This window comes from Actinomadura sp. NPDC048394 (genome assembly GCF_040651755.1).
GTDB classification, from domain to species: domain Bacteria; phylum Actinomycetota; class Actinomycetes; order Streptosporangiales; family Streptosporangiaceae; genus Spirillospora; species Spirillospora montaniterrae.
This window is the reverse complement of the sequence record NZ_JBEZJL010000017.1, coordinates 76167-94482: the sequence shown is the minus strand read 5'-3', so window position 1 is coordinate 94482 and position 18316 is coordinate 76167. Positions and strand designations below refer to the sequence as shown.

The following is an 18316-nucleotide window of genomic DNA, read 5'->3' as shown; positions in this document are numbered from 1 at the left end:
GCAAAGGGCGCACGGGGGTGGGCCCTGCGGGGGACGGGGCCTGTCCGCGATGCTTCGGGCACGGCCTGGGGAACGGCACACTGGGTAACCATGAGGGTTCCTGCGGAGGCGCGCGTCGATCTGGACGCCATTGCCGGGAACGTCGGGCTGCTGCGCGAGAAGGCGGGCGGCGCCGAGGTGATGGCCATGGTGAAGGCCGAGGCGTACGGGCACGGCCTGGTGGAGGCGGGGCGCGCGGCGCTGGCCGGCGGCGCGACGTGGCTCGGCGTGGCGAAGCTGGCGGAGGCGCTGGCGCTGCGGGACGCGGGCGTGGACGCCCGGACGCTGGTGTGCCTGGGCGTGCCCGGCGAGCCGTACGAGCAGGCCGTGGCGCGCGACGTCGACGTCACCGTGGGCGCGCTGTGGCTGGTGGACGAGCTGGTCCACGCGGCGGAGAAGGCGGGCCGCCCGGCGCGGGTGCACCTGAAGGCCGACACGGGCATGACGCGGGGCGGCGCGCGCGGGCAGGACTGGCACGACCTGGTGGACGCGGCGCTGAAGGCGGAGGCGGCCGGGCATCTGCGGGTGGTGGGGGCGATGTCGCACTTCGCCTGCGCGGACGAGCCGGGCCATCCGTCGATCGGCACCCAGATCGGGGCGTTCACCGAGATGGTGGAGCACGCGGAGAAGGCGGGCGCGCGGCTGGAGGTCCGGCATCTGGCGAACTCGGCGGCCGCGCTGACGCTGCCGGAGGCGCGCTTCGACGTCGTCCGGCCGGGGATCGCGACGTACGGGCTCACGCCGGTGCCGTCGCTCGGTACCTTCGGACTGCGGCCCGCGATGACGCTGGTCGCGGACGCGGCGCTGGTCAAGCGGGTCCCGGCGGGCAGCGGCGTGTCCTACGGGCACACGTACTTCACGGCGCGGGAGACGAACCTCGCGGTGGTGCCCGCCGGGTACGGGGACGGCATCCCGCGGCACGGGTCGAACGTGCTGGAGGTCCTCGCGGCCGGGCGCCGCCGGACGATCGCCGGGCGGGTCTGCATGGACCAGTTCGTGATCGACCTCGGCGACGACGAGCTGGCGGCGGGGGAGGAGATCGTGCTGTTCGGGCCGGGTGACCGGGGCGAGCCGACCGCGCAGGAGTGGGCGGACGCGCTCGGCACGATCTCGTATGAGATCGTCACCCGCATCGGGGCCCGGGTGCCGAGGACGTACCGGGGGCGGCAGGGGGCGTGAGCATGGACGCTAGGAACAGGCGGCGGATCGGCGTCGCCGGGGTCGTCGCGGGCGTCGGCGCGGCCGGGGTCGGCGCGGCGGTGGGCCTGCGGCACCTGGCGGTGGGCCGGGTGCGGCTGCGTCCGGACCCGGACGCGGACGAGCCGTTCGGCGAGCTGCGCGGACGGGAGCTGACCGTCCGCGCGTCCGACGGCCTGGAGCTGCACGCCGAGGTGGACGGCCCGGACGACGCCGACCTCACGGTCGTGTTCTGCCACGGCTACTGCCTGAACCGCGACTCGTGGCACTACCAGCGCCGTGACCTGCGGGGACGGCTGCGGACGGTGTTCTGGGACCAGCGCAGCCACGGCCGGTCGGGGCGCAGCGACCCGGCGAGCGCGACGATCGAGCAGACCGGCGAGGACCTGTACGCGGTGCTGGAGGCGACGGCCCCGCGGGGGCCGGTGGTGCTCGTCGGGCACTCGATGGGCGGCATGTCGATCATGGCGCTGGCGGACGCGCACCCGGAGCTGTTCGGGCCGCGGGTCGCCGGCGTCGCGCTGGTGAACACCTCGTGCGGCGATCTGGCGGAGATGACGCTGGGGCTGCCGCTGCTGCTGGCGAAGGCCGTCCGGCCGCTGGCGCCGCGGACGCTGCGGGGCCTCGGGCGGCGCGCCGACCTGGTGGACCGGGCCCGCGGGCTGGGCGCCGACCTGGCGTTCGTCGTGACGCGGCGGATGGCGTTCGCCGACAAGCACGTCAGCCCGACGGTGGTGGACTTCCTGGAGCAGATGATCAGGGCGACCCCGATCGACGTGATCGCGGAGTTCTATCCGGCGCTGATGGTGCACGACAAGCTGGACGCGCTGGAGACGCTGGGCCGGGTGCCGGCGCTGGTGCTGGTGGGCGGCCGGGACCGGCTGACCCCGCCGGAGCACGGCCGCCGCATCGCGGCGGCGCTGCCGGACGCCGAGCTGGTAGAGGTGGAGGAGGCCGGGCACGTGCTGCCGCTGGAGTACCCGGGCGTGGTCACCGGCGGGCTGCGCCGGCTGGTCGAGCGCGTCCGTCCCGGCTGCGAGAAGGACGAGGAGGAGCGCACGGCGTGAACGCCATGACGGTGACCGTCCCGACCGACCGGGACATGCGCGAGCTGGGGGTCCGGCTGGCCGGGCTGCTGCGGGCCGGGGACCTGCTGGTGATGACGGGTCGGCTCGGCGCGGGCAAGACGACGCTGACGCAGGGGATCGGGGAGGGCCTGAAGGTCCGCGGCCCGATCACCTCGCCGACGTTCGTGATCGCGCGGGTGCATCCGTCGCTGGCGGGCGGGCCGCCGCTGGTGCACGTGGACGCCTACCGGCTGGGCGGTTTCGCCGAGTTGGACGATCTCGATCTCGACGCCTCGGTGGCGGAATCGGTGACGATCGTGGAATGGGGAGAAGGGCTCGCGGAGGGCCTCGCCGACGACCGGCTGGAAGTGATCATTTCGCGCGGGGACGGGCCGGGCGAGACGCGCGAAGTAAGGATCGAAGGCGTGGGTGATCGCTGGCGCGACCTGCCCGCCGACCTGGACTGAGAAGGATCGGAGATCTTCTCCGAATTTCGTAAGTGCCTCCGGACCACTTTGCTGTGAGATGTCGTACTCTTTGCCGGAACGAACCTCACCTTCGCGACATATCAGAGATTTCCTCACAGCAGGAGTGGGATCCGGTGAGTGGCAGCCATCGCAGCGGCGAGAACCGCACGGGGGACGGCGAGTACGGGCCGTACCCGGGACAGGACGGCCGCCGTGCCTCGGGCACGGGCGGCCACCAGGCGAGCGCCGGAGGCCGTGAGAGCGGCACCGGCGGCTACCCGACCGCGCCCGGCTCCGGCGGCGTACCCTCGTCCGAAGGCGGAGGACAGGCGTCCGGCGGCTACTCCACGGGCGGCTACCCGACCGGCCAGTACTCCACCGGCCAGTACTCCACCGGCGGCTACCCGACCGGCGGTTACTCCACCGGCGGTTACCCCGTGCAAGACGGCGGCCGGTCCGGCGAGAGCGGCCGCTACTCGACCGGCGGCTACCCGGCGCAGGGCGGCGGTTCGCCGTCCGAAAGCGGACGGTACTCGACCGCGGGCGGTGCGTACCCGTCCGAAAGTGGCCGCTACCCCTCCGGCGGCGCCCCTTCCGGCAGCGCCCCCTCCGGCGGCTATCCGTCCGAGAGCGGGAGCTACCCGATCGGCGACTACCGGACGGGCGGCAGCTACGAGACCGGGACCGGCAGCGGCAACTACCCGGCCGACAGCGGCGGCTACTCCCGGCGGGACCGGTACGAGTCCGACAGCGGCGACTACCGGTTCGGCAGCGGCGACCACCGCTCGGAGAGCGCGGGTCAGCGCTCGGGCAGTGGCGGCTACGCGTCCGGCAGTGGCGGCTACGCGTCCGGCAGCGGGGGATACCCGTCCGGCAGCGGCGGCCACCGGACGGGCAGCGGCGGTTACCGGGCCGGCAGCGGCAGCCACCGGGTCGCCCGCGAACGCCGCGGCGGACGGCGCGGCGCGATCTTCCTGGCCGCGGGCGGCGCCGTGGCGGCCTGCGCCCTCGCCGTGTTCGTCATCCTGCACGGCGTCGGCGGCGGATCCGAGCACGGGACCGGCCAGGCCGTCGGCAGCGGCGCCGCCGACAGCTCCCCGACCGCCAGCGGCGAGCGCACCGAGGTGCCCGACTCCTGCTCCGTCGTCGGCGGCGACCTGATCAACCGGCTCGCCCCCGGCGCCGAGCAGAACCCGGCCGACAACTACCAGAACAACGAGCAGCAGAACGGCTGCGTCTGGGGCGCCTACGCGGGCGACAACAAGCGCCAGCTCACCGTCGAGCTGCGCGCGATCGCCGGGACCGCCTCGCAGACCCCGACCGCCGTCGCGCAGAGCACCATCGCCTCCGAGCGCAGCGCCGACGAGTCCGGCAAGTCGCTGCTCGCCGGCCAGGAGCTGACCGAGAAGAGCGCCCTCCAGGGCGTCGGCGACGAGGGCTACCTGGTCTACAGCGTCGACAAGGGGCAGGGCTCCGGCGAGGCGATCACCAACGTGCGGCTCGCGAACGTCCTGGTCACGATCCACTACTCGGGTTCCGACGGCGGCGACCCGCTGTCGTCCAAGGACGCCGGCGACGGCGCGACCGAGGCGGCCAAGACCGTCCTGCAGGCGCTCGACAAGGCCTGACCGCCCGGGCCGCGCCCCGCCCCCGCCCGGCCGCCCTTGCCCCGAGGTGGCCCCATCCCAGATGAGGCACCGTGCAGGGCGGAGTCTGGACTAGGCTTACAACCCGTGCTGGTCTTGGCTTTCGACACCGCGACCGCCGCGATCACGGTGGCGCTTCATGAGTGGATCCCCGGCGAGGGCGCGCGGCGCCGCGGCCACGCCGAGGCCGTCGACCGGCGCCGGCACACCGAGCTGCTCACCCCCTCCATCAAGGCGGTGCTGGCGGAGGCCGGCGCGGCCCCCGACACCCTCAGCGCGATCGCCGTCGGCGTCGGCCCCGGCCCGTACACGGGCCTGCGGGTCGGGCTGGTCACGGCCCGCGCCATGGGCGCGTCCCTGGGCGTCCCGGTGCACGGCGTCTGCACCCTCGACGCCATCGCCTGGGCCTCCGGACGCGACGAGCCGTTCGCCGTCGCCACGGACGCCCGCCGCAAGGAGGTGTACTGGGCGCGGTACGCCTCGTCTCGCGCGCGCGTCACCGAGCCCGCCGTCGGCCCCGCGGCCGACGTCCTCGACGGTGCGCCGGACGGCCTCCCCGTCATCGGCGAGGGCGCCGCCCTGTACCCGGAGGTGCTCGGGGAATCCGGGCACGAGCCGCTGCTGCCCACCGCGTCCGCCGTCGCCGAGCTCGCCGTCGCGCGCCTCGCCGGCGAGAAGGGCCCCGACCTGCTCCCGCCCGAACCGCTCTACCTGCGCAGGCCCGACGCCCAGGAGCCCGGCCCGCGCAAGAAGGTGACGCCCCGGTGACCGGCATGGCGACCGGCGTCGTGCTCCGCGGGATGACCCCGGAGGACCTCGCGGACGTCCACCTGCTGGAGCAGACGCTGTTCCCCGACGACGCGTGGAGCCCGCAGATGCTCGCCGACGAGCTCGCCGGGCAGCCCGGCACCCGCCACTACGTCGTCGCCGAGGAGCCCGGCGGCGACATCGTCGGCTACGCGGGCCTCGCCGCCGCGGGCGGTCAGGCCGACGTGCAGACGATCGGTGTCCGCGCCGACCGCCGCGGCGCCGGGATCGGCGCGGCGCTGCTCACCGAGCTGATCGACGAGGCGTCCCGGCGCAACGCCGAGGCGGTGTTCCTGGAGGTCCGCGCCGACAACCCGGCCGCGCGCCGGCTCTACGAGCGGTTCGGGTTCTTCGAGGTCGGCGTCCGCAAGCGCTACTACCAGCCCGCCGACGTGGACGCGGTCGTGATGTGCCGCCGCCTGGAGCGCCGCCCGGTGGGCTTCACCAGGGGGAACTGATGATCCGCGAAGAGCCGCTCGTCCTCGGCATCGAGACCTCGTGCGACGAGACGGGCGTCGGCGTCGTCCGCGGGCACACGCTGCTCGCCGACGCGATCGCCTCCAGCGTCGAGCAGCACGCCCGGTTCGGCGGCGTGGTGCCCGAGGTCGCGTCCCGCGCGCACCTGGAGGCGATGGGCCCGACCGTCGAGCGGGCGCTGGACGAGGCGGGCGTGGCGTTCACCGACATCGACGCGTTCGCCGTCACCGCCGGCCCCGGCCTGCCCGGCGCGCTGATGGTCGGCGTCGCCGCCGCCAAGGCGTACGCGCTGTCGCTCGGCAAGCCGCTGTACGGCGTCAACCACCTCGCCGCGCACGTCTGCGTCGACCAGCTGGAGCACGGGCCGCTGCCGAAGCCGTGTGTCGCGATGCTGGTGTCCGGCGGGCACTCCTCGCTGCTGCTGGTCCCGGACGTGGCGGGCGACGTCCGCTCGCTCGGCAGCACCGTCGACGACGCGGCGGGCGAGGCGTTCGACAAGGTCGCGCGGGTCCTCGGCCTCGGCTTCCCCGGCGGCCCGGTGATCGACCGGATGGCCCGCGAGGGCGACCCCGCCGCGATCGCGTTCCCGCGCGGCAAGTACAACGACGGCACCTACGACTTCTCGTTCTCCGGCCTGAAGACGGCCGTGGCCCGCTGGGTGGAGGCGAAGGAGCGCGCGGGCGAGGCCGTGCCGGTCGCCGACGTCGCCGCGTCCTTCCAGGAGGCCGTGGTGGACGTCCTCACCCAGAAGGCCCTCAAGGTCTGCAAGGACAACGGCGTGCACGACCTGCTGATCGGCGGCGGCGTCGCGGCGAACTCCCGGCTGCGGGCCCTGGCCGCCGAGCGCTGCGAGGCCGCGGGCGTCCGGCTGCGCGTGCCGCGCCCGAAGCTGTGCACCGACAACGGCGCGATGGTCGCCGCGCTCGGCTCCGAACTCGTCGCCGCCGGCCTCGACCCGTCCGACCTGGACCTCCCCGCCGACTCCAGCCTCCCCATCGAGTCGATCACGCTGTAGTCATTGCAGCGCCCTCGGCGTCAGGCGCTGGGGCGCCTTCCTTCAACGGGCACTGCGGCGATCGCTGCATCGCTCCGACCCGCCCTGGAGGGCTCGCTGCGCGATCGAGTTCTCGCAGGCTCGAACTCGGCTTCGCTCGCGATCGCAACGCCGCGGGCGGGGCCGGTCAGCAGCGGCTGAGGAGAGCTTCGAGGTAGTCCTCGAAGAGGGGGACCTTGGCCTCGTCGACGATGCGGCCGTCGTCCTCGGGGAGCAGGTCGAGCAGGCAGCGGACGTCCCAGTACGGGTGGTGCTCGTGGCCGCCGGAGACCTGGTCGAACGCGGCGAGGAAGCGGTCGGCGACGGGCACGCCGTAGCGGAGCGCGAGGCCGCGGCGCATCCGGGCGACGTCGACGGCGACGGGCCCGGACGACGCGTCCGACCAGTCGACGACGCCGGTCAGCTTGCCGTAGGACCACAGCGTGTTGTCGGGGTGGTAGTCGCGGTGGACGAAGCGGGCGGGCGCCTCGGGGGCGGGCCCGGCGGCGACCTCGAAGGCGCGTTCCCACAGCTGCGGGCGGAGCGCGTACTTGGGCGGGAGCCGCTGGTCGAGCCGGTTGTAGGGGACGTACGGCGGCATCGTGGACGCGCCGTTCAGCGCGTGCACCGGCAGCAGGGCGGCGGCCAGCTGGATGAGGTACTCGGGCAGGTCGTCGGGGGACGGGCGGGGCGGGTGCCCGACCAGCCGGGTGATCAGCAGCGCGGGGACGTCGCAGTGCGCGCCGGACGGGTCGGCGGCGACGAGCTCGGGGGTCGGGATCTCGCAGCCGGCGAGCAGCGCGAGCGCGGCGATCTCGCGTTCGGGGGAGAACTCGGTGTCGCCGTAGGAGCGGCGGCCGGGGCCCGCGTCGAGGCCGCTGTCGCGGCCGGTCCAGCGGCGCAGCACGAGCCGGTGCGCGCTGCCGGACGGCGTCTCGACGACGAGCGCGTGGTTGGCGTGCGCGGTGCCGCCGGGCAGCGGCCGCACCATCCGCACCTCGGCGCCCGTGCCGAGGCAGCCCTCGACCCAGCGCAGGGTGGCGTGGCCGGGTGGGGCGCCGGTCGGCAGGCAGGGAGCCGGTGTGCGAGTCACGAGATCCATGAAAACGGATTCCGAAGGGTATTGGGAGTGATTTTGCGAAGACGGAACGTAACAAAATGCACGTCATCGCGGGGTCTTGGCGGAGGCTCTCCGGTCATCGCGCCGGTTACCGGGACAAACTCAATGGATCCAGTTGGGTATCCGGAGCGTGCGGTGCCGAGCGGCGGCAGGGGCGGCAGGGGAGGGGGCGGAGGTCGCACGGGCGCAGGGTGGGGCCGCGCCGCGACCCCACCCGCCCCGCTTCCCCGGAGCCCGCGCCCCGCCGCTAGTCCTTGCCGTCCCGGCGCGGGCGCAGCAGCGCCTCCGCCAGCGCGAGCATCGTCTCCTCCAGCGTGGACAGCCGCTTCAGCACGTCCTCGTGCACCGCGTTGACCTGCTTGGACACATCGTCGTGGACGCCGTCGACCTTCCGGCCGACCTCGTCCTCCACGCGGGAGAACCGCTTGGCGAACTCGGCCTGCACCGCCTCCGCCCGGCGCGTCACCTCGTCCTGCACCCCGTCCACCCGGCGCCCGAACTCCTCCTGCGCACCGCCGACCTGCCGCGCCACGTCCTCCTGCATCCCGGCGACCTGCTTGGCGACGCCCTCGTGGATGGCGCCGACCTGCCGGCTGACGTCCTCGTGGATGTCCCCGATCCGCTTGCCGAAGTCGTCGTGCACCCCGCTGACCTGCCGCGCCACCTCGCTGTGCACGGACTCGACCTGCTTGGTGACGTCGGTGTGCACCGACTCCACCCGGCGGGACACGAGGTCGATCTGCGCGGTGAACTCCTCCAGCGCCACGTCGACGCGCTTGGCGACCTCCTCGTGGATGCCCTCGATCCGCTTGCTGACGTCCTCGTGCACGTCCTCGAACCGGCGGGAGAACTCGTCCATGCGCCTGGCGACGTCGCTGTAGGCCGTCTCGGCGATCTGCGACATCGTGGCCTTGACCTCGTCGCGGTCCGGCCGGGCGCGCAGCTCCTCGATCAGCGGGTCGACCGCGTCGGCCAGGTGCTTCTCCAGCGCGTCGAACCGGTCGCTGTGGTCCACCGGCGGCCGCCGCGCCAGCTCGCCCAGCACCCGGTGCATCTCGGCGATCTCCAGCGTGGCCGGGAGCCGGCCGATCCGCTCGCCCACGCCGTCGATGCGGCCCTCGATGCTCTCGAAGCGGCCGTCCAGGCCCTCCAGCTTGCCCGACAGGCCCTCGAGGCGCCCGTCGACCCCGTCCAGCCGGCCGTCCAGCCCGTCGAGGCGGCCGCCGACGCCCTCGACCCGGCCGTTGACCGCCTCAAGCCCCTGCTCCATCCGCTCGGCCATCTCGCCGAGCGCCTGGTCGACCCGCGCTGTGACGCCGTTGATCGAGTGCTCCAGCCGCTCGGACCGGTGCCCGAGCTCGGCCAGCGACTTGTCCAGCCGGTTGAAGCGGACGGACGCGGCCTCCATGCTGCCCTGGAGCTTGTCCAGCCGCTTGGTCATCTCCTCCATGCGCTGCGACGCCTGCTGGGTGGCGTCGGTGATGTGCTGCGCGGAGTCGAGGACGGCCTGGATGCGGGTCAGGCCCTCGTCGACGTTCTCGGCGACGACGCCGACGTCGGCCCACAGCGCGGGCAGCTCGGCGACCGGCTTGACCCGCTCGCCGAGGCCGTCGATGTGCTCGGCCAGCCCCTCGGCCCATTCGGGGGGCTTGCCGACCAGCTCGTCGACCTGGCCCCGCACGCTGTCGAGCTGCCCGGTCAGCCCGCTGAGCTCGCGCTCGCGGACCTCGCGGAGCAGCCACTCCATACCCTCCAGCCGCTGGCGGATCTCGTCCAGGACCTGACCCTGTGAGCGCTGTTCATAGACGTGGTCCTGCGCCGCACGGGCGAGCAACTCCCGCATCCGATCCGAGACCGGTTGACCCCCCGTCTGCAGGAAGTTGTGATTCGTTTCCACCCGATGCTCCTTCGTGTGCCGGACGCGTCGAAATGGCGCACGGCAATGAATCGTGAAGTCGCCACTGTAGTGCGTGTGAAGCGCCGCTATAACGGGTAGCAGGGAACGTCGCGGGTTCTGCGGAATGCGCCTGTTATCCCGATGGTTCGAATTGACGATGATCACCGTCCATAAGGTGATTTCCGTGATTCGAGGGATCTGGGGCGATTGTGGCGGTCGGTTCCGCCGCCGGGCCGGCGCCCGGACGCCGCCGGAGCCCCCGCGGCGGGGACTCTGTCCGTACATCTCGTCCAACATCGGCAGTTCCCGAGCCGGCCCTCCGGCGCGGCGCCCAGGCGGCCGGCGGCTCCGTCGGCCGCGCCCCCGCCCGGCCCGCCGCCATTCCGGACCGGCATTCGTGGGAGGCCGGAACCCGATCGCTGAACCTGCCTTGGTGTTTCGCCGCCCGTTGATCTCGCCGCGCCGATTCACCGGCCGCCGCGCCCGCCTTGCCGGGCGCCCGGAATCCCTGGTGAACGCAATGCCGGAAAGCGCGAATGATTTGCACGGCCATGGTGCGTCGCGCGGACGTCCTTGGCGTTGCGGCGCCGCGCGGAAGATCTTTGGACCGTTTAACGGGCGCGGCCCGCCGTGGGCGGGTCGGCGTCCGCCTCGCCCCGCCGCTCGGGGCGCGGGACGGGGCGGGCGAGCAGCGCGACCGGGTCCCGGCCGACCCGCGTCACCACCACCGTGGTCTCGGCGGCGCCGAACCCGGCCCGCCGCCCGCCGAAGCCGAGGTCGCGGCGGAGCCGGTCCACGTCGACCGCCGACCCCCGCTTCTTGATCGTCAACACGCCGGTCCCGAGGCGCCGCAGCTCGGCCTTGAGCCGCTTCACCGAGAACGGCAGCACCCCGTCGATCTCGTAGGCGGACGCGAACGGCGTCGGGCGCAGCTCGTCGGACGTGACGTAGGCGATGTGCGGGTCCGCGAGCCCGCCGCCGACCAGGTCCGCGACCTCCGCGACGAGATGCGCTCGGATCACCGCCCCGTCCGGTTCGTAGAGGTAGCGGCCCCAGGGGCGGACGTCCGGGTCGCCCAGCCCGCCGGGCACCAACGTGACCGCCTCCCCGCCGTGCCCGTGCCCGCCACCCGGTTCGCCGGACGCGCCGCCGGGGCCGCCGGACGCGCCGCCGGGCGGCAGGAGGGTGGCGCGGCGTCCGACGTCACCGGCGAGATCGCCGAGCCACAGCGCGGCCTCCTTCACGTCGCCGGCGACCGACACCCACTCCGCCTCCGCGCCTTCCGGCACGGCCTCGTGCGGGATGCCGGGCGCGACCTTCACGCACGCGGCCGGTGCCCGTCCGGCGAGTGCGAGGACGGCGTCGAGCGGCGGCTCGTAGGAGCGCGGGTCGAAGACGCGGCCCCGTGCCGTCCGGCGTCCGGGGTCGGCGAACACGGCGGCGTATCCGTCCGGGTCCTCCTCCAGGGCGTCGCCTACGCGCACGCGCGCGAGGTCGTCCAACCCGAACGCGGTCACATTGGCTTTCGCCACCTCGGCCGTCAGCGGATCGCGTTCGACGCCGTCGCCCGTCAGACCCATCCGTGAACGCGCCATAAGGTCGGCACCGATGCCGCACCCCAGTTCCAGTACACGCGCGCCCGCGGAAAGCCCGGAGGCGAAGCGTCGCGCGCGATGCGCCGCCACGCTCGCACGCGTCGACTGCTCCAAGCCCGCCTGGGTGAAGTACATGCGGCTCGCGTCGGAACCGAATTTCGTCTCGCCGCGCCGCCGCAACCGCACTTGCGTCAGTGCCGCCGCCACCAGGTCCGCCCCGTACCGCTCGCGCAACCGCGACGCCGTCCCCAGCAACCCGGCCTCCGAGATGTCCGCTTCGCCCGCCTCCGCGAGAAGTGCCTGGCCGGCGGGGGTGAGCAGCTCCCGGAACGACGCGATGTCCATGCCTGGACCGTACCGACCGCGGCGCGCCGGTGATCCGCGGGTGAACGGGCGGGAACGGCGCGGGCCGTGCCTCCGTGTCCGTGTTGACGGGCCAACGGGCACGGCATAGTCTCACTGACTGGCACTCTCCCCGCGAGAGTGCCAACACAGCGACAAGGTCGGTCTGGCACCCGCGACGACAGGCCGGTCCAGGGTCGCCTCTCTGTCACATGTGCCGGCGGCCGGCCATGGCCGCCGAGGACCAATCGAAGGGGAGGTCAGATCGTGACGACCGCCACCAAGGTTGTTCTCAAGCCGCTCGAGGACCGCATCGTCGTCCAGCCGCTTGAGGCCGAGACCACCACCGCCTCCGGCCTGGTGATCCCGGACACCGCCAAGGAGAAGCCGCAGGAGGGCACCGTCCTGGCCGTCGGCCCGGGCCGCGTCGACGACAAGGGCGACCGCGTCCCCGTCGACGTCAAGGTCGGCGAGGTCGTGCTCTACAGCAAGTACGGCGGCACCGAGGTCAAGTACAACGGCGAGGACTACCTCGTCCTCTCGGCCCGCGACGTGCTCGCGGTCATCGAGAAGTAATCACCGAGACGTGATGCGCCCGCCCCGGCCCGCGCCGCCCACCGGCGGGGCGGCCGGGGCGGATCGCGTGACATAGGAGATAACCCCATGGCGAAGATCCTGGAGTTCGAGGAGGACGCTCGCCGGGCTCTTGAGCGCGGCGTCAACGCTCTCGCGGACGCCGTCAAGGTGACGATCGGCCCGCGCGGCCGCAACGTCGTCATCGACAAGAAGTTCGGCGCGCCGACCATCACCAACGACGGCGTCACCATCGCCCGCGAGGTGGAGCTGGAGGACCCCTACGAGAACCTCGGGGCCCAGCTCGCCAAGGAAGTGGCGACCAAGACCAACGACATCGCGGGCGACGGCACCACCACGGCGACCGTCCTCGCCCAGGCCCTGGTCCGCGAGGGCATCCGCAACGTGGCCGCCGGCGCCTCGCCGCTCGGCCTCAAGCGCGGCATCGACGCGGCCGCCCAGTACGTGTCCGACCAGCTCCTGAAGTCGGCCCGCGAGGTCGACGAGAAGGGCGAGATCGCGCACGTCGCCACCATCTCCGCCCAGGACGCGCAGATCGGCGAGCTGATCGCCGAGGCGTTCGACAAGGTCGGCAAGGACGGCGTCATCACCGTCGAGGAGGCCCACACCATGGGCCTCGAGCTGGAGTTCACCGAGGGCCTCCAGTTCGACAAGGGCTACCTGTCGCCGCACATGGTCACCGACCCCGAGCGCATGGAGGCCGTCCTCGAGGACGCCTACGTGCTCATCGTGGACGGCAAGATCTCCAACGTGCAGGAGTTCCTGCCGCTGGCGGAGAAGGTCGCCCAGACCAAGAAGCCGCTGCTGGTCGTCGCCGAGGACGTCGAGGGCGAGGCCCTCGCGCTGCTCGTCGCCAACAAGATCCGCGGCACCTTCACCTCCGTCGCCGTCAAGGCGCCGGGCTTCGGCGACCGCCGCAAGGCGATGCTGGGCGACATGGCCACCCTCACCGGCGGCCAGGTCGTCAGCGAGGCCATCGGCCTCAAGCTCGACTCGATCGGGCTGGAGGACCTCGGCCGCGCCCGCCGCATCACCGTCACCAAGGACGCCACCACCATCGTCGACGGTGAGGGCTCCGCGGACGAGATCACCGCGCGGGTCAACCAGATCAAGGTCGAGATCGAGAACTCCGACTCCGACTGGGACCGCGAGAAGCTGCAGGAGCGCCTGGCCAAGCTGGCCGGCGGGGTCTGCGTGCTGCGCGTCGGCGCCGCCACCGAGGTGGAGCTGAAGGAGAAGAAGCACCGCCTGGAGGACGCCATCTCGGCGACCCGCGCGGCGATCGAGGAGGGCATCGTGTCCGGCGGCGGCAGCGCGCTGGTGCACGTGGCCAAGGAGGGCTTCGACACCCTCGGCCTGTCCGGCGACGAGGCCACCGGCGCGGACGCGGTGCGCCGCGCGCTGGTCGAGCCGCTGCGCTGGATCTCCGAGAACGCCGGCCAGGAGGGCTACGTCGTCGTCTCCAAGGTCCAGGACCTGCAGGCCGGGCACGGCTACAACGCCGCCACCGGCGAGTACGGCGACCTGATCGCCCAGGGCGTCATCGACCCGGTCAAGGTGACCCGTTCCGCCGTCACCAACGCCGCGTCGATCGCGGGCATGCTGCTCACCACCGAGGCGCTCGTCGTGGACAAGCCCGAGGAGGAGGAGCCGGCGGCCGGCGGCCACGGGCACGGCCACGGTCACGGCCACTGATCATCCGGTCTCGGCGGGCGAGCGGCTCGCCCGCCGCGGAGATCACCGAGGCCCCCGCCCCTCACCGGGCGGGGGCCTCCGCCGTGGAGACCACCGAGCCCCCCGCCCGACACCGGGCGGGGGTCTTCGCTGTTTCGCCGTCCCGCCGCTCTGGGGGTTCGCCGTTCCGCCGATTCCGCGGCTCCGGGAGGACCGGACCGGCACTCTGGGCACTCAGATGACAGCAATGCGTGGTATTTCCGGGGTCGTCCTCGCACTGTGACCATTCCGTTGCCGACGACAGTGGCGACACGCCCGGCGGTGCTGGGCATCATGCTTGACGTGACCGAGGGAAGCTACGCCGGGACCATGACCGCGCGCGCTGTCGAACCCTCGGGGGGACCGGCCCCTCCGCCGCGCCACGACACCGGCCGCCGCATGCGCGTGCTCCGCGCGGCGAACGAGGGCGACGGCGACCTCCGGGAACTCGCCAACCTCGCCGTCCAGGGCGACCCGGGCGCGATCGAGGTGCTCATCGGCGAGGTCCGCCCGATGATCGTGCGCTACTGCCGCGCCCGTCTCGGCCGGGTCTCCGGGCAGTACCACATCGCCGACGACGTGGCCCAGGAGGTCTGCATCGCGGTGCTGTCGGCGCTGCCCCGCTACCGCGACATGGGACGCCCCTTCGCGTCCTTCGTCTTCGGCATCGCGTCGCACAAGATCGCCGACGCGCTGCGCAGCGCGGTCCGCGCGGCCGTGCCCACCGAGGACCTGCCCGACGGCCCGGACGACCGTCCGGGACCCGAGGAGACCGTGGTCCGCTACATCGAGGCGCAGCGCGCCCGCGACCTGCTCACGCGGCTTCCCGACCACCAGCGCGAGCTGGTGCTGCTGCGCGTGGTGGCGGGCCTGTCGGCGGAGGAGACCGGTAATGTGCTGGGCATGTCCGCGGGGGCGGTACGGGTCGCGCAGCACCGGGCCCTGGCCCGGCTCCGCGCGATGGCCAGAGAGGAGTCGATCGCTTGACGGAGCGGAGCCCTGGCGCCCCGGATCCGGTCGGGCCTTCGAACTCCGGCGCGACCCGCGAGCCGGGGAGCCGGCCGCTGGCCCCGGCGGTCACCCTGCTCGCCGACCTCGGCGCGGTGCGCCGTACCGACGCGATCATCGACGCGCTGGCGGCGCGGCGCGCTGCCGGCTCCACCACCCGCCCCGCGGCTGACCGCGCCACCGACCGGATGGCCGCCGACCGTCCGGCGACCGACCGCTCGGCGACCGACCGCCCCGGCCCCGCCGCCGACCGCTCTGCCGCTGGTGCCGGTGCCGGTGCCGGTGAGTGCGCGCGCGGCGCCGACGGTGACGAGGGCGCGGCCGACCCCGCCGTCCGGCTGCTGCGCGCGCTGATCGCCGACGTCGACGACCAGGACGCCGGACGCGACGCCGCCGGCCCGCCCGACCCCGGCCCCGGCACGCCCCCGTCCGCCCCCGGACCCGGCCCGCGCCGCCGCGGCCCCCGCACCATCGTCGCGCTCGGCGTCGCCGGCGCCGTGCTGGCCAGCACCGGCGTCGCCGCCGCCGGCAGCGGCATCACCGAGCGCGCCGCGGCGTCCCCGCCCGCCGGCGCCGGCGTGTCCGGCCCCGCCGAACCGCGCGCCAAGGACACCGACGCGGGCACCCACGCGGGCCCGCGCACATCGCCCGCCGCTCCGGCGGCGCCCGCGCCCGTCCCGGCCCGTCCCGCCGCCAAGGCCCCCGCCACCGAGGACCCCGGACGCCAGGACTACGACCGCATCAAGCGCCGCCTGGAGCAGCTCATCCGCGAAGCCGACCGCCCCCACCGGCCCGCGCCGCGCCGGCCCGACACGCCGCGCTCGGCCCCGGCGATCCGCCCGGGCCTCCCGTCGGCCCCGCCCGACGACGACACCCGCCGCACCATCGACGACATCCGCAAGCGCACCCAGCAGCGCCTCGACCAGTACGAGACCCCCGACCCGGGCTGACCCGCCGCACCCCGGACGTCTGGACGCAGCCGACCGACCACCGCCCCGCGTGCCGTTTCCGCGGTCGACCACGGAACCTCAGCAAGGTCCACGGAACCTCAGCAAGGTCCCTAACGCAGGCCCCCGCAACGGCCCCACCCCGCTTCACCCTGCTTCGCGCTGGGATCGCTCCGGTCGGCGGTCAGTTCTCGTCGCGGCCCTCTTCGCTGTCGATCACGCCGTCGACGTACCCGCGCGCGTACTCCCAGCTCACGTAGTCGACGGGGTCGGGGGAGAGGGCGGGCTCGTGCACGCGCGGCAGGCCCTGGTCGAGCAGGTGCCGCAGGTTGCCGTGCAGCAGCTCCCAGTCGATGTAGTGCAGCTTGCCGCAGTCGGCGCAGTCGACGGTGAGGCCGCGGACCCCGAGCGGTTCCAGCAGCGCCCGGAAGACCTCGAGGTCGGCGAGGTCGGCCAGCACGTCCTCGCGCTCGGCGACGCTCAGCGGCGCGGCGTCCTCGCCGGGGTCGCCGAGCGACGCCGCCGGATCCTCCGGGTCTCCGGCGAACGGGTCGAGCGGGGCATCGTCGTGCACACTCTTACGCTACTGCGCGCCGCCCTGCCAGGTGCACCCCCCGGTCTCCTCTGTGCGCGAACAATCACTCTGCGTGTCCGTGGCGAGGTCCGCGCGGAGGCCCTCAGCGCCCGCCCCGCAGGGAATGCGGGCGCGTCCGGCGCGCGTTACGGGGTGTCATCAAGGCCACGTGCCCGGTGTCCGCAACAGCCCGTCCCGGCGCGGGACGACGGCCTAACATGGGGACAGGGTCGCCGTGACCTGGCCGGATACCGCCACCACTACGGAAGGCAACCATGAACCCCGCCGCCGAGCCCGCCAAATTCCTCCCGCAGGGCCTGACCTTCGACGACGTGCTGCTGCTTCCGGGCTACTCGGACCTGCAGCCGGGGGAGGCCGACACCACGACCCGGCTGACCCGCGAGATCTCGCTGCGGATCCCGCTGGTGTCGGCGGCGATGGACACGGTGACCGAGGCCCGCACGGCGGTCGCGATGGCGCGGCAGGGCGGCATCGGCGTGCTGCACCGCAACATGTCGATCGAGGAGCAGGCCGGCCAGGCCGACCGGGTGAAGCGCTCCGAGGCCGGAATGATCACCAACCCGGTGACGTGCCTGCCCGACGCGACCCTTGCCGACGTCGAGGAGCTGTGCGCCCGGTACCGGATCTCCGGCGTCCCGGTGACGGACGTACGGGGCGTCCTGGTCGGCATTGTGACGAACCGCGACATGCGCTTCGAGTCCGACCTGTCCCGTCCGGTGCGCGAGGTCATGACCCCGATGCCGCTGGTCACCGCGCCGGTGGACGTGTCGAAGGACGAGGCGTTCCGGCTGCTGGCGGGCAACAAGGTGGAGAAGCTCCCGCTGGTGGACGCGGAGGGCCGGCTCAAGGGCCTGATCACCACCAAGGACTTCACCAAGAGCGAGCAGTACCCCGACTCCACCAAGGACGCGGACGGCCGCCTGCTCGTCGCCGCCGCGGTCGGCGTCGGCGAGGACGCGATCAAGCGGGCGCAGGCCCTCATCGACGCCGGCACCGACGTGATCATCGTGGACACGGCGCACGGCCACTCCAAGGGCGTCGCCGACACCATCGCCGCGATCAAGTCGAACGCGTCCGTCCAGGTCGTCGGCGGGAACGTCGCGACGTACGCGGGCGCGAAGCTGCTGGTCGACGCGGGCGCGGACGCGATCAAGGTCGGCGTCGGGCCCGGCTCGATCTGCACCACCCGGATCGTGGCCGGCGTCGGCGTCCCGCAGCTCACCGCGATCTTCGAGGCGGCCCGCGCCGCCAAGGAGGCCGGCGTACCGGTGATCGGCGACGGCGGCCTGCAGTACTCCGGCGACATCGCCAAGGCCCTCGTCGCGGGCGCCGACACCGTGATGCTCGGCAGCCTCCTCGCCGGCGTCGAGGAGTCCCCCGGCGAGCTGATCTTCGTGCACGGCAAGCAGTACAAGTCGTACCGCGGGATGGGCTCGCTCGGCGCGATGCGCAACCGCGAGCGCGGCGCGTCCTACTCCAAGGACCGCTACGCCCAGGCCGACGTCTCCGCCGAGGAGAAGCTGATCCCCGAGGGCGTCGAGGGCCAGGTGCCCTACCGCGGCCCGCTCGCCAACGTCGCGCACCAGCTCGTCGGCGGCCTGCACCAGTCGATGTGGTATGCGGGCACCCGCACCATCCCGGAGCTGCAGGAACGCGGCCAGCTCATGCGCATCAGCCCCGCCGGCCTGCGCGAGAGCCACCCCCACGACATCCAGATGACCGTAGAAGCCCCCAACTACCAGGGCCGCTAACCCCCACCCACCCCACCGCAC

The 18316-nt window shown here is 73.7% G+C and carries 16 protein-coding genes; 12 read left to right on the top strand and 4 right to left on the bottom strand.

The window, feature by feature from the left end; translation table 11 throughout:
- The first annotated feature begins 90 nt into the window (after window positions 1-90).
- From alr to tsaD, 7 genes are all read left to right on the top strand, one after another.
- Window positions 91-1218, top strand: coding sequence for an alanine racemase (gene alr, locus AB0C78_RS14405; protein ID WP_360746949.1), 1128 nt, complete (start codon window positions 91-93; stop codon window positions 1216-1218).
- Window positions 1219-1220: 2 nt separating this feature from the next.
- On the top strand, window positions 1221-2303 hold the full coding sequence (locus tag AB0C78_RS14400) for an alpha/beta hydrolase (RefSeq protein ID WP_360746946.1): 1083 nt from the start codon (window positions 1221-1223) through the stop codon (window positions 2301-2303).
- 5 nt (window positions 2304-2308) lie between these two features.
- Entirely contained in the window at window positions 2309-2770 is a 462-nt protein-coding gene (gene tsaE, locus AB0C78_RS14395; RefSeq protein WP_151542735.1) for a tRNA (adenosine(37)-N6)-threonylcarbamoyltransferase complex ATPase subunit type 1 TsaE, read from the top strand.
- Between the two features lie 134 nt (window positions 2771-2904).
- Window positions 2905-4398, top strand: coding sequence for a hypothetical protein (locus AB0C78_RS14390; RefSeq protein ID WP_360746943.1), 1494 nt, complete (start codon window positions 2905-2907; stop codon window positions 4396-4398).
- Between the two features lie 105 nt (window positions 4399-4503).
- Entirely contained in the window at window positions 4504-5184 is a 681-nt protein-coding gene (gene tsaB, locus AB0C78_RS14385) for a tRNA (adenosine(37)-N6)-threonylcarbamoyltransferase complex dimerization subunit type 1 TsaB (RefSeq protein WP_360746940.1), read from the top strand.
- 5 nt (window positions 5185-5189) lie between these two features.
- Window positions 5190-5681, top strand: a complete 492-nt coding sequence (rimI, locus tag AB0C78_RS14380; protein WP_360747068.1) for a ribosomal protein S18-alanine N-acetyltransferase — start codon at window positions 5190-5192, stop codon at window positions 5679-5681.
- Window positions 5681-6715: a tRNA (adenosine(37)-N6)-threonylcarbamoyltransferase complex transferase subunit TsaD gene (gene tsaD, locus AB0C78_RS14375; RefSeq protein WP_360746937.1), complete on the top strand. Its 1035-nt coding sequence runs from the start codon at window positions 5681-5683 to the stop codon at window positions 6713-6715. The genes rimI and tsaD overlap by 1 nt, the downstream gene beginning before the upstream one ends.
- Window positions 6716-6881: 166 nt before the next feature.
- On the opposite strand, the gene AB0C78_RS14370 is transcribed toward tsaD, so the two are convergent.
- The 3 genes from AB0C78_RS14370 to AB0C78_RS14360 form a co-directional block, all read right to left on the bottom strand.
- Window positions 6882-7835 carry an aminoglycoside phosphotransferase family protein gene (locus AB0C78_RS14370; protein ID WP_360746934.1) on the bottom strand — a complete coding sequence of 318 codons (954 nt, stop codon included), beginning with the start codon at window positions 7833-7835 and terminating at the stop codon, window positions 6882-6884.
- Between the two features lie 265 nt (window positions 7836-8100).
- Window positions 8101-9750 carry an apolipoprotein A1/A4/E domain-containing protein gene (locus AB0C78_RS14365; RefSeq protein ID WP_151542707.1) on the bottom strand — a complete coding sequence of 550 codons (1650 nt, stop codon included), beginning with the start codon at window positions 9748-9750 and terminating at the stop codon, window positions 8101-8103.
- Between the two features lie 611 nt (window positions 9751-10361).
- A complete protein-coding gene (locus tag AB0C78_RS14360; RefSeq protein WP_360746931.1) occupies window positions 10362-11690 on the bottom strand; it encodes an SAM-dependent methyltransferase in 1329 nt (442 codons plus the stop codon).
- Between the two features lie 261 nt (window positions 11691-11951).
- Between AB0C78_RS14360 and groES the strand changes: the two genes are divergently transcribed.
- The 4 genes from groES to AB0C78_RS14340 all read left to right on the top strand — a co-directional run bounded on the left by groES (window position 11952) and on the right by AB0C78_RS14340 (window position 15952).
- Window positions 11952-12263, top strand: coding sequence for a co-chaperone GroES (groES, locus tag AB0C78_RS14355; protein WP_208247813.1), 312 nt, complete (start codon window positions 11952-11954; stop codon window positions 12261-12263).
- An 87-nt stretch (window positions 12264-12350) separates the two neighbouring features.
- Window positions 12351-13976: a chaperonin GroEL gene (gene groL / locus AB0C78_RS14350; protein ID WP_151542704.1), complete on the top strand. Its 1626-nt coding sequence runs from the start codon at window positions 12351-12353 to the stop codon at window positions 13974-13976.
- Window positions 13977-14393: 417 nt separating this feature from the next.
- On the top strand, window positions 14394-14981 hold the full coding sequence (locus AB0C78_RS14345) for a sigma-70 family RNA polymerase sigma factor (protein ID WP_151542703.1): 588 nt from the start codon (window positions 14394-14396) through the stop codon (window positions 14979-14981).
- Entirely contained in the window at window positions 14978-15952 is a 975-nt protein-coding gene (locus AB0C78_RS14340; RefSeq protein ID WP_360746928.1) for a hypothetical protein, read from the top strand. Before AB0C78_RS14345 ends, AB0C78_RS14340 begins: the two co-directional genes overlap by 4 nt.
- A 181-nt stretch (window positions 15953-16133) precedes the next feature.
- Here the strand turns inward: AB0C78_RS14340 and AB0C78_RS14335 are convergent, their stop codons facing one another.
- Window positions 16134-16523 (bottom strand): DUF5319 domain-containing protein, encoded by a 390-nt coding sequence (locus tag AB0C78_RS14335; protein ID WP_151545009.1) that lies wholly within the window; start codon window positions 16521-16523, stop codon window positions 16134-16136.
- Between the two features lie 275 nt (window positions 16524-16798).
- On the opposite strand from AB0C78_RS14335, the gene guaB reads away from it, so the two are divergent.
- Window positions 16799-18295, top strand: a complete 1497-nt coding sequence (gene guaB / locus AB0C78_RS14330; RefSeq protein ID WP_360746924.1) for an IMP dehydrogenase — start codon at window positions 16799-16801, stop codon at window positions 18293-18295.
- Window positions 18296-18316: the final 21 nt, after the last annotated feature.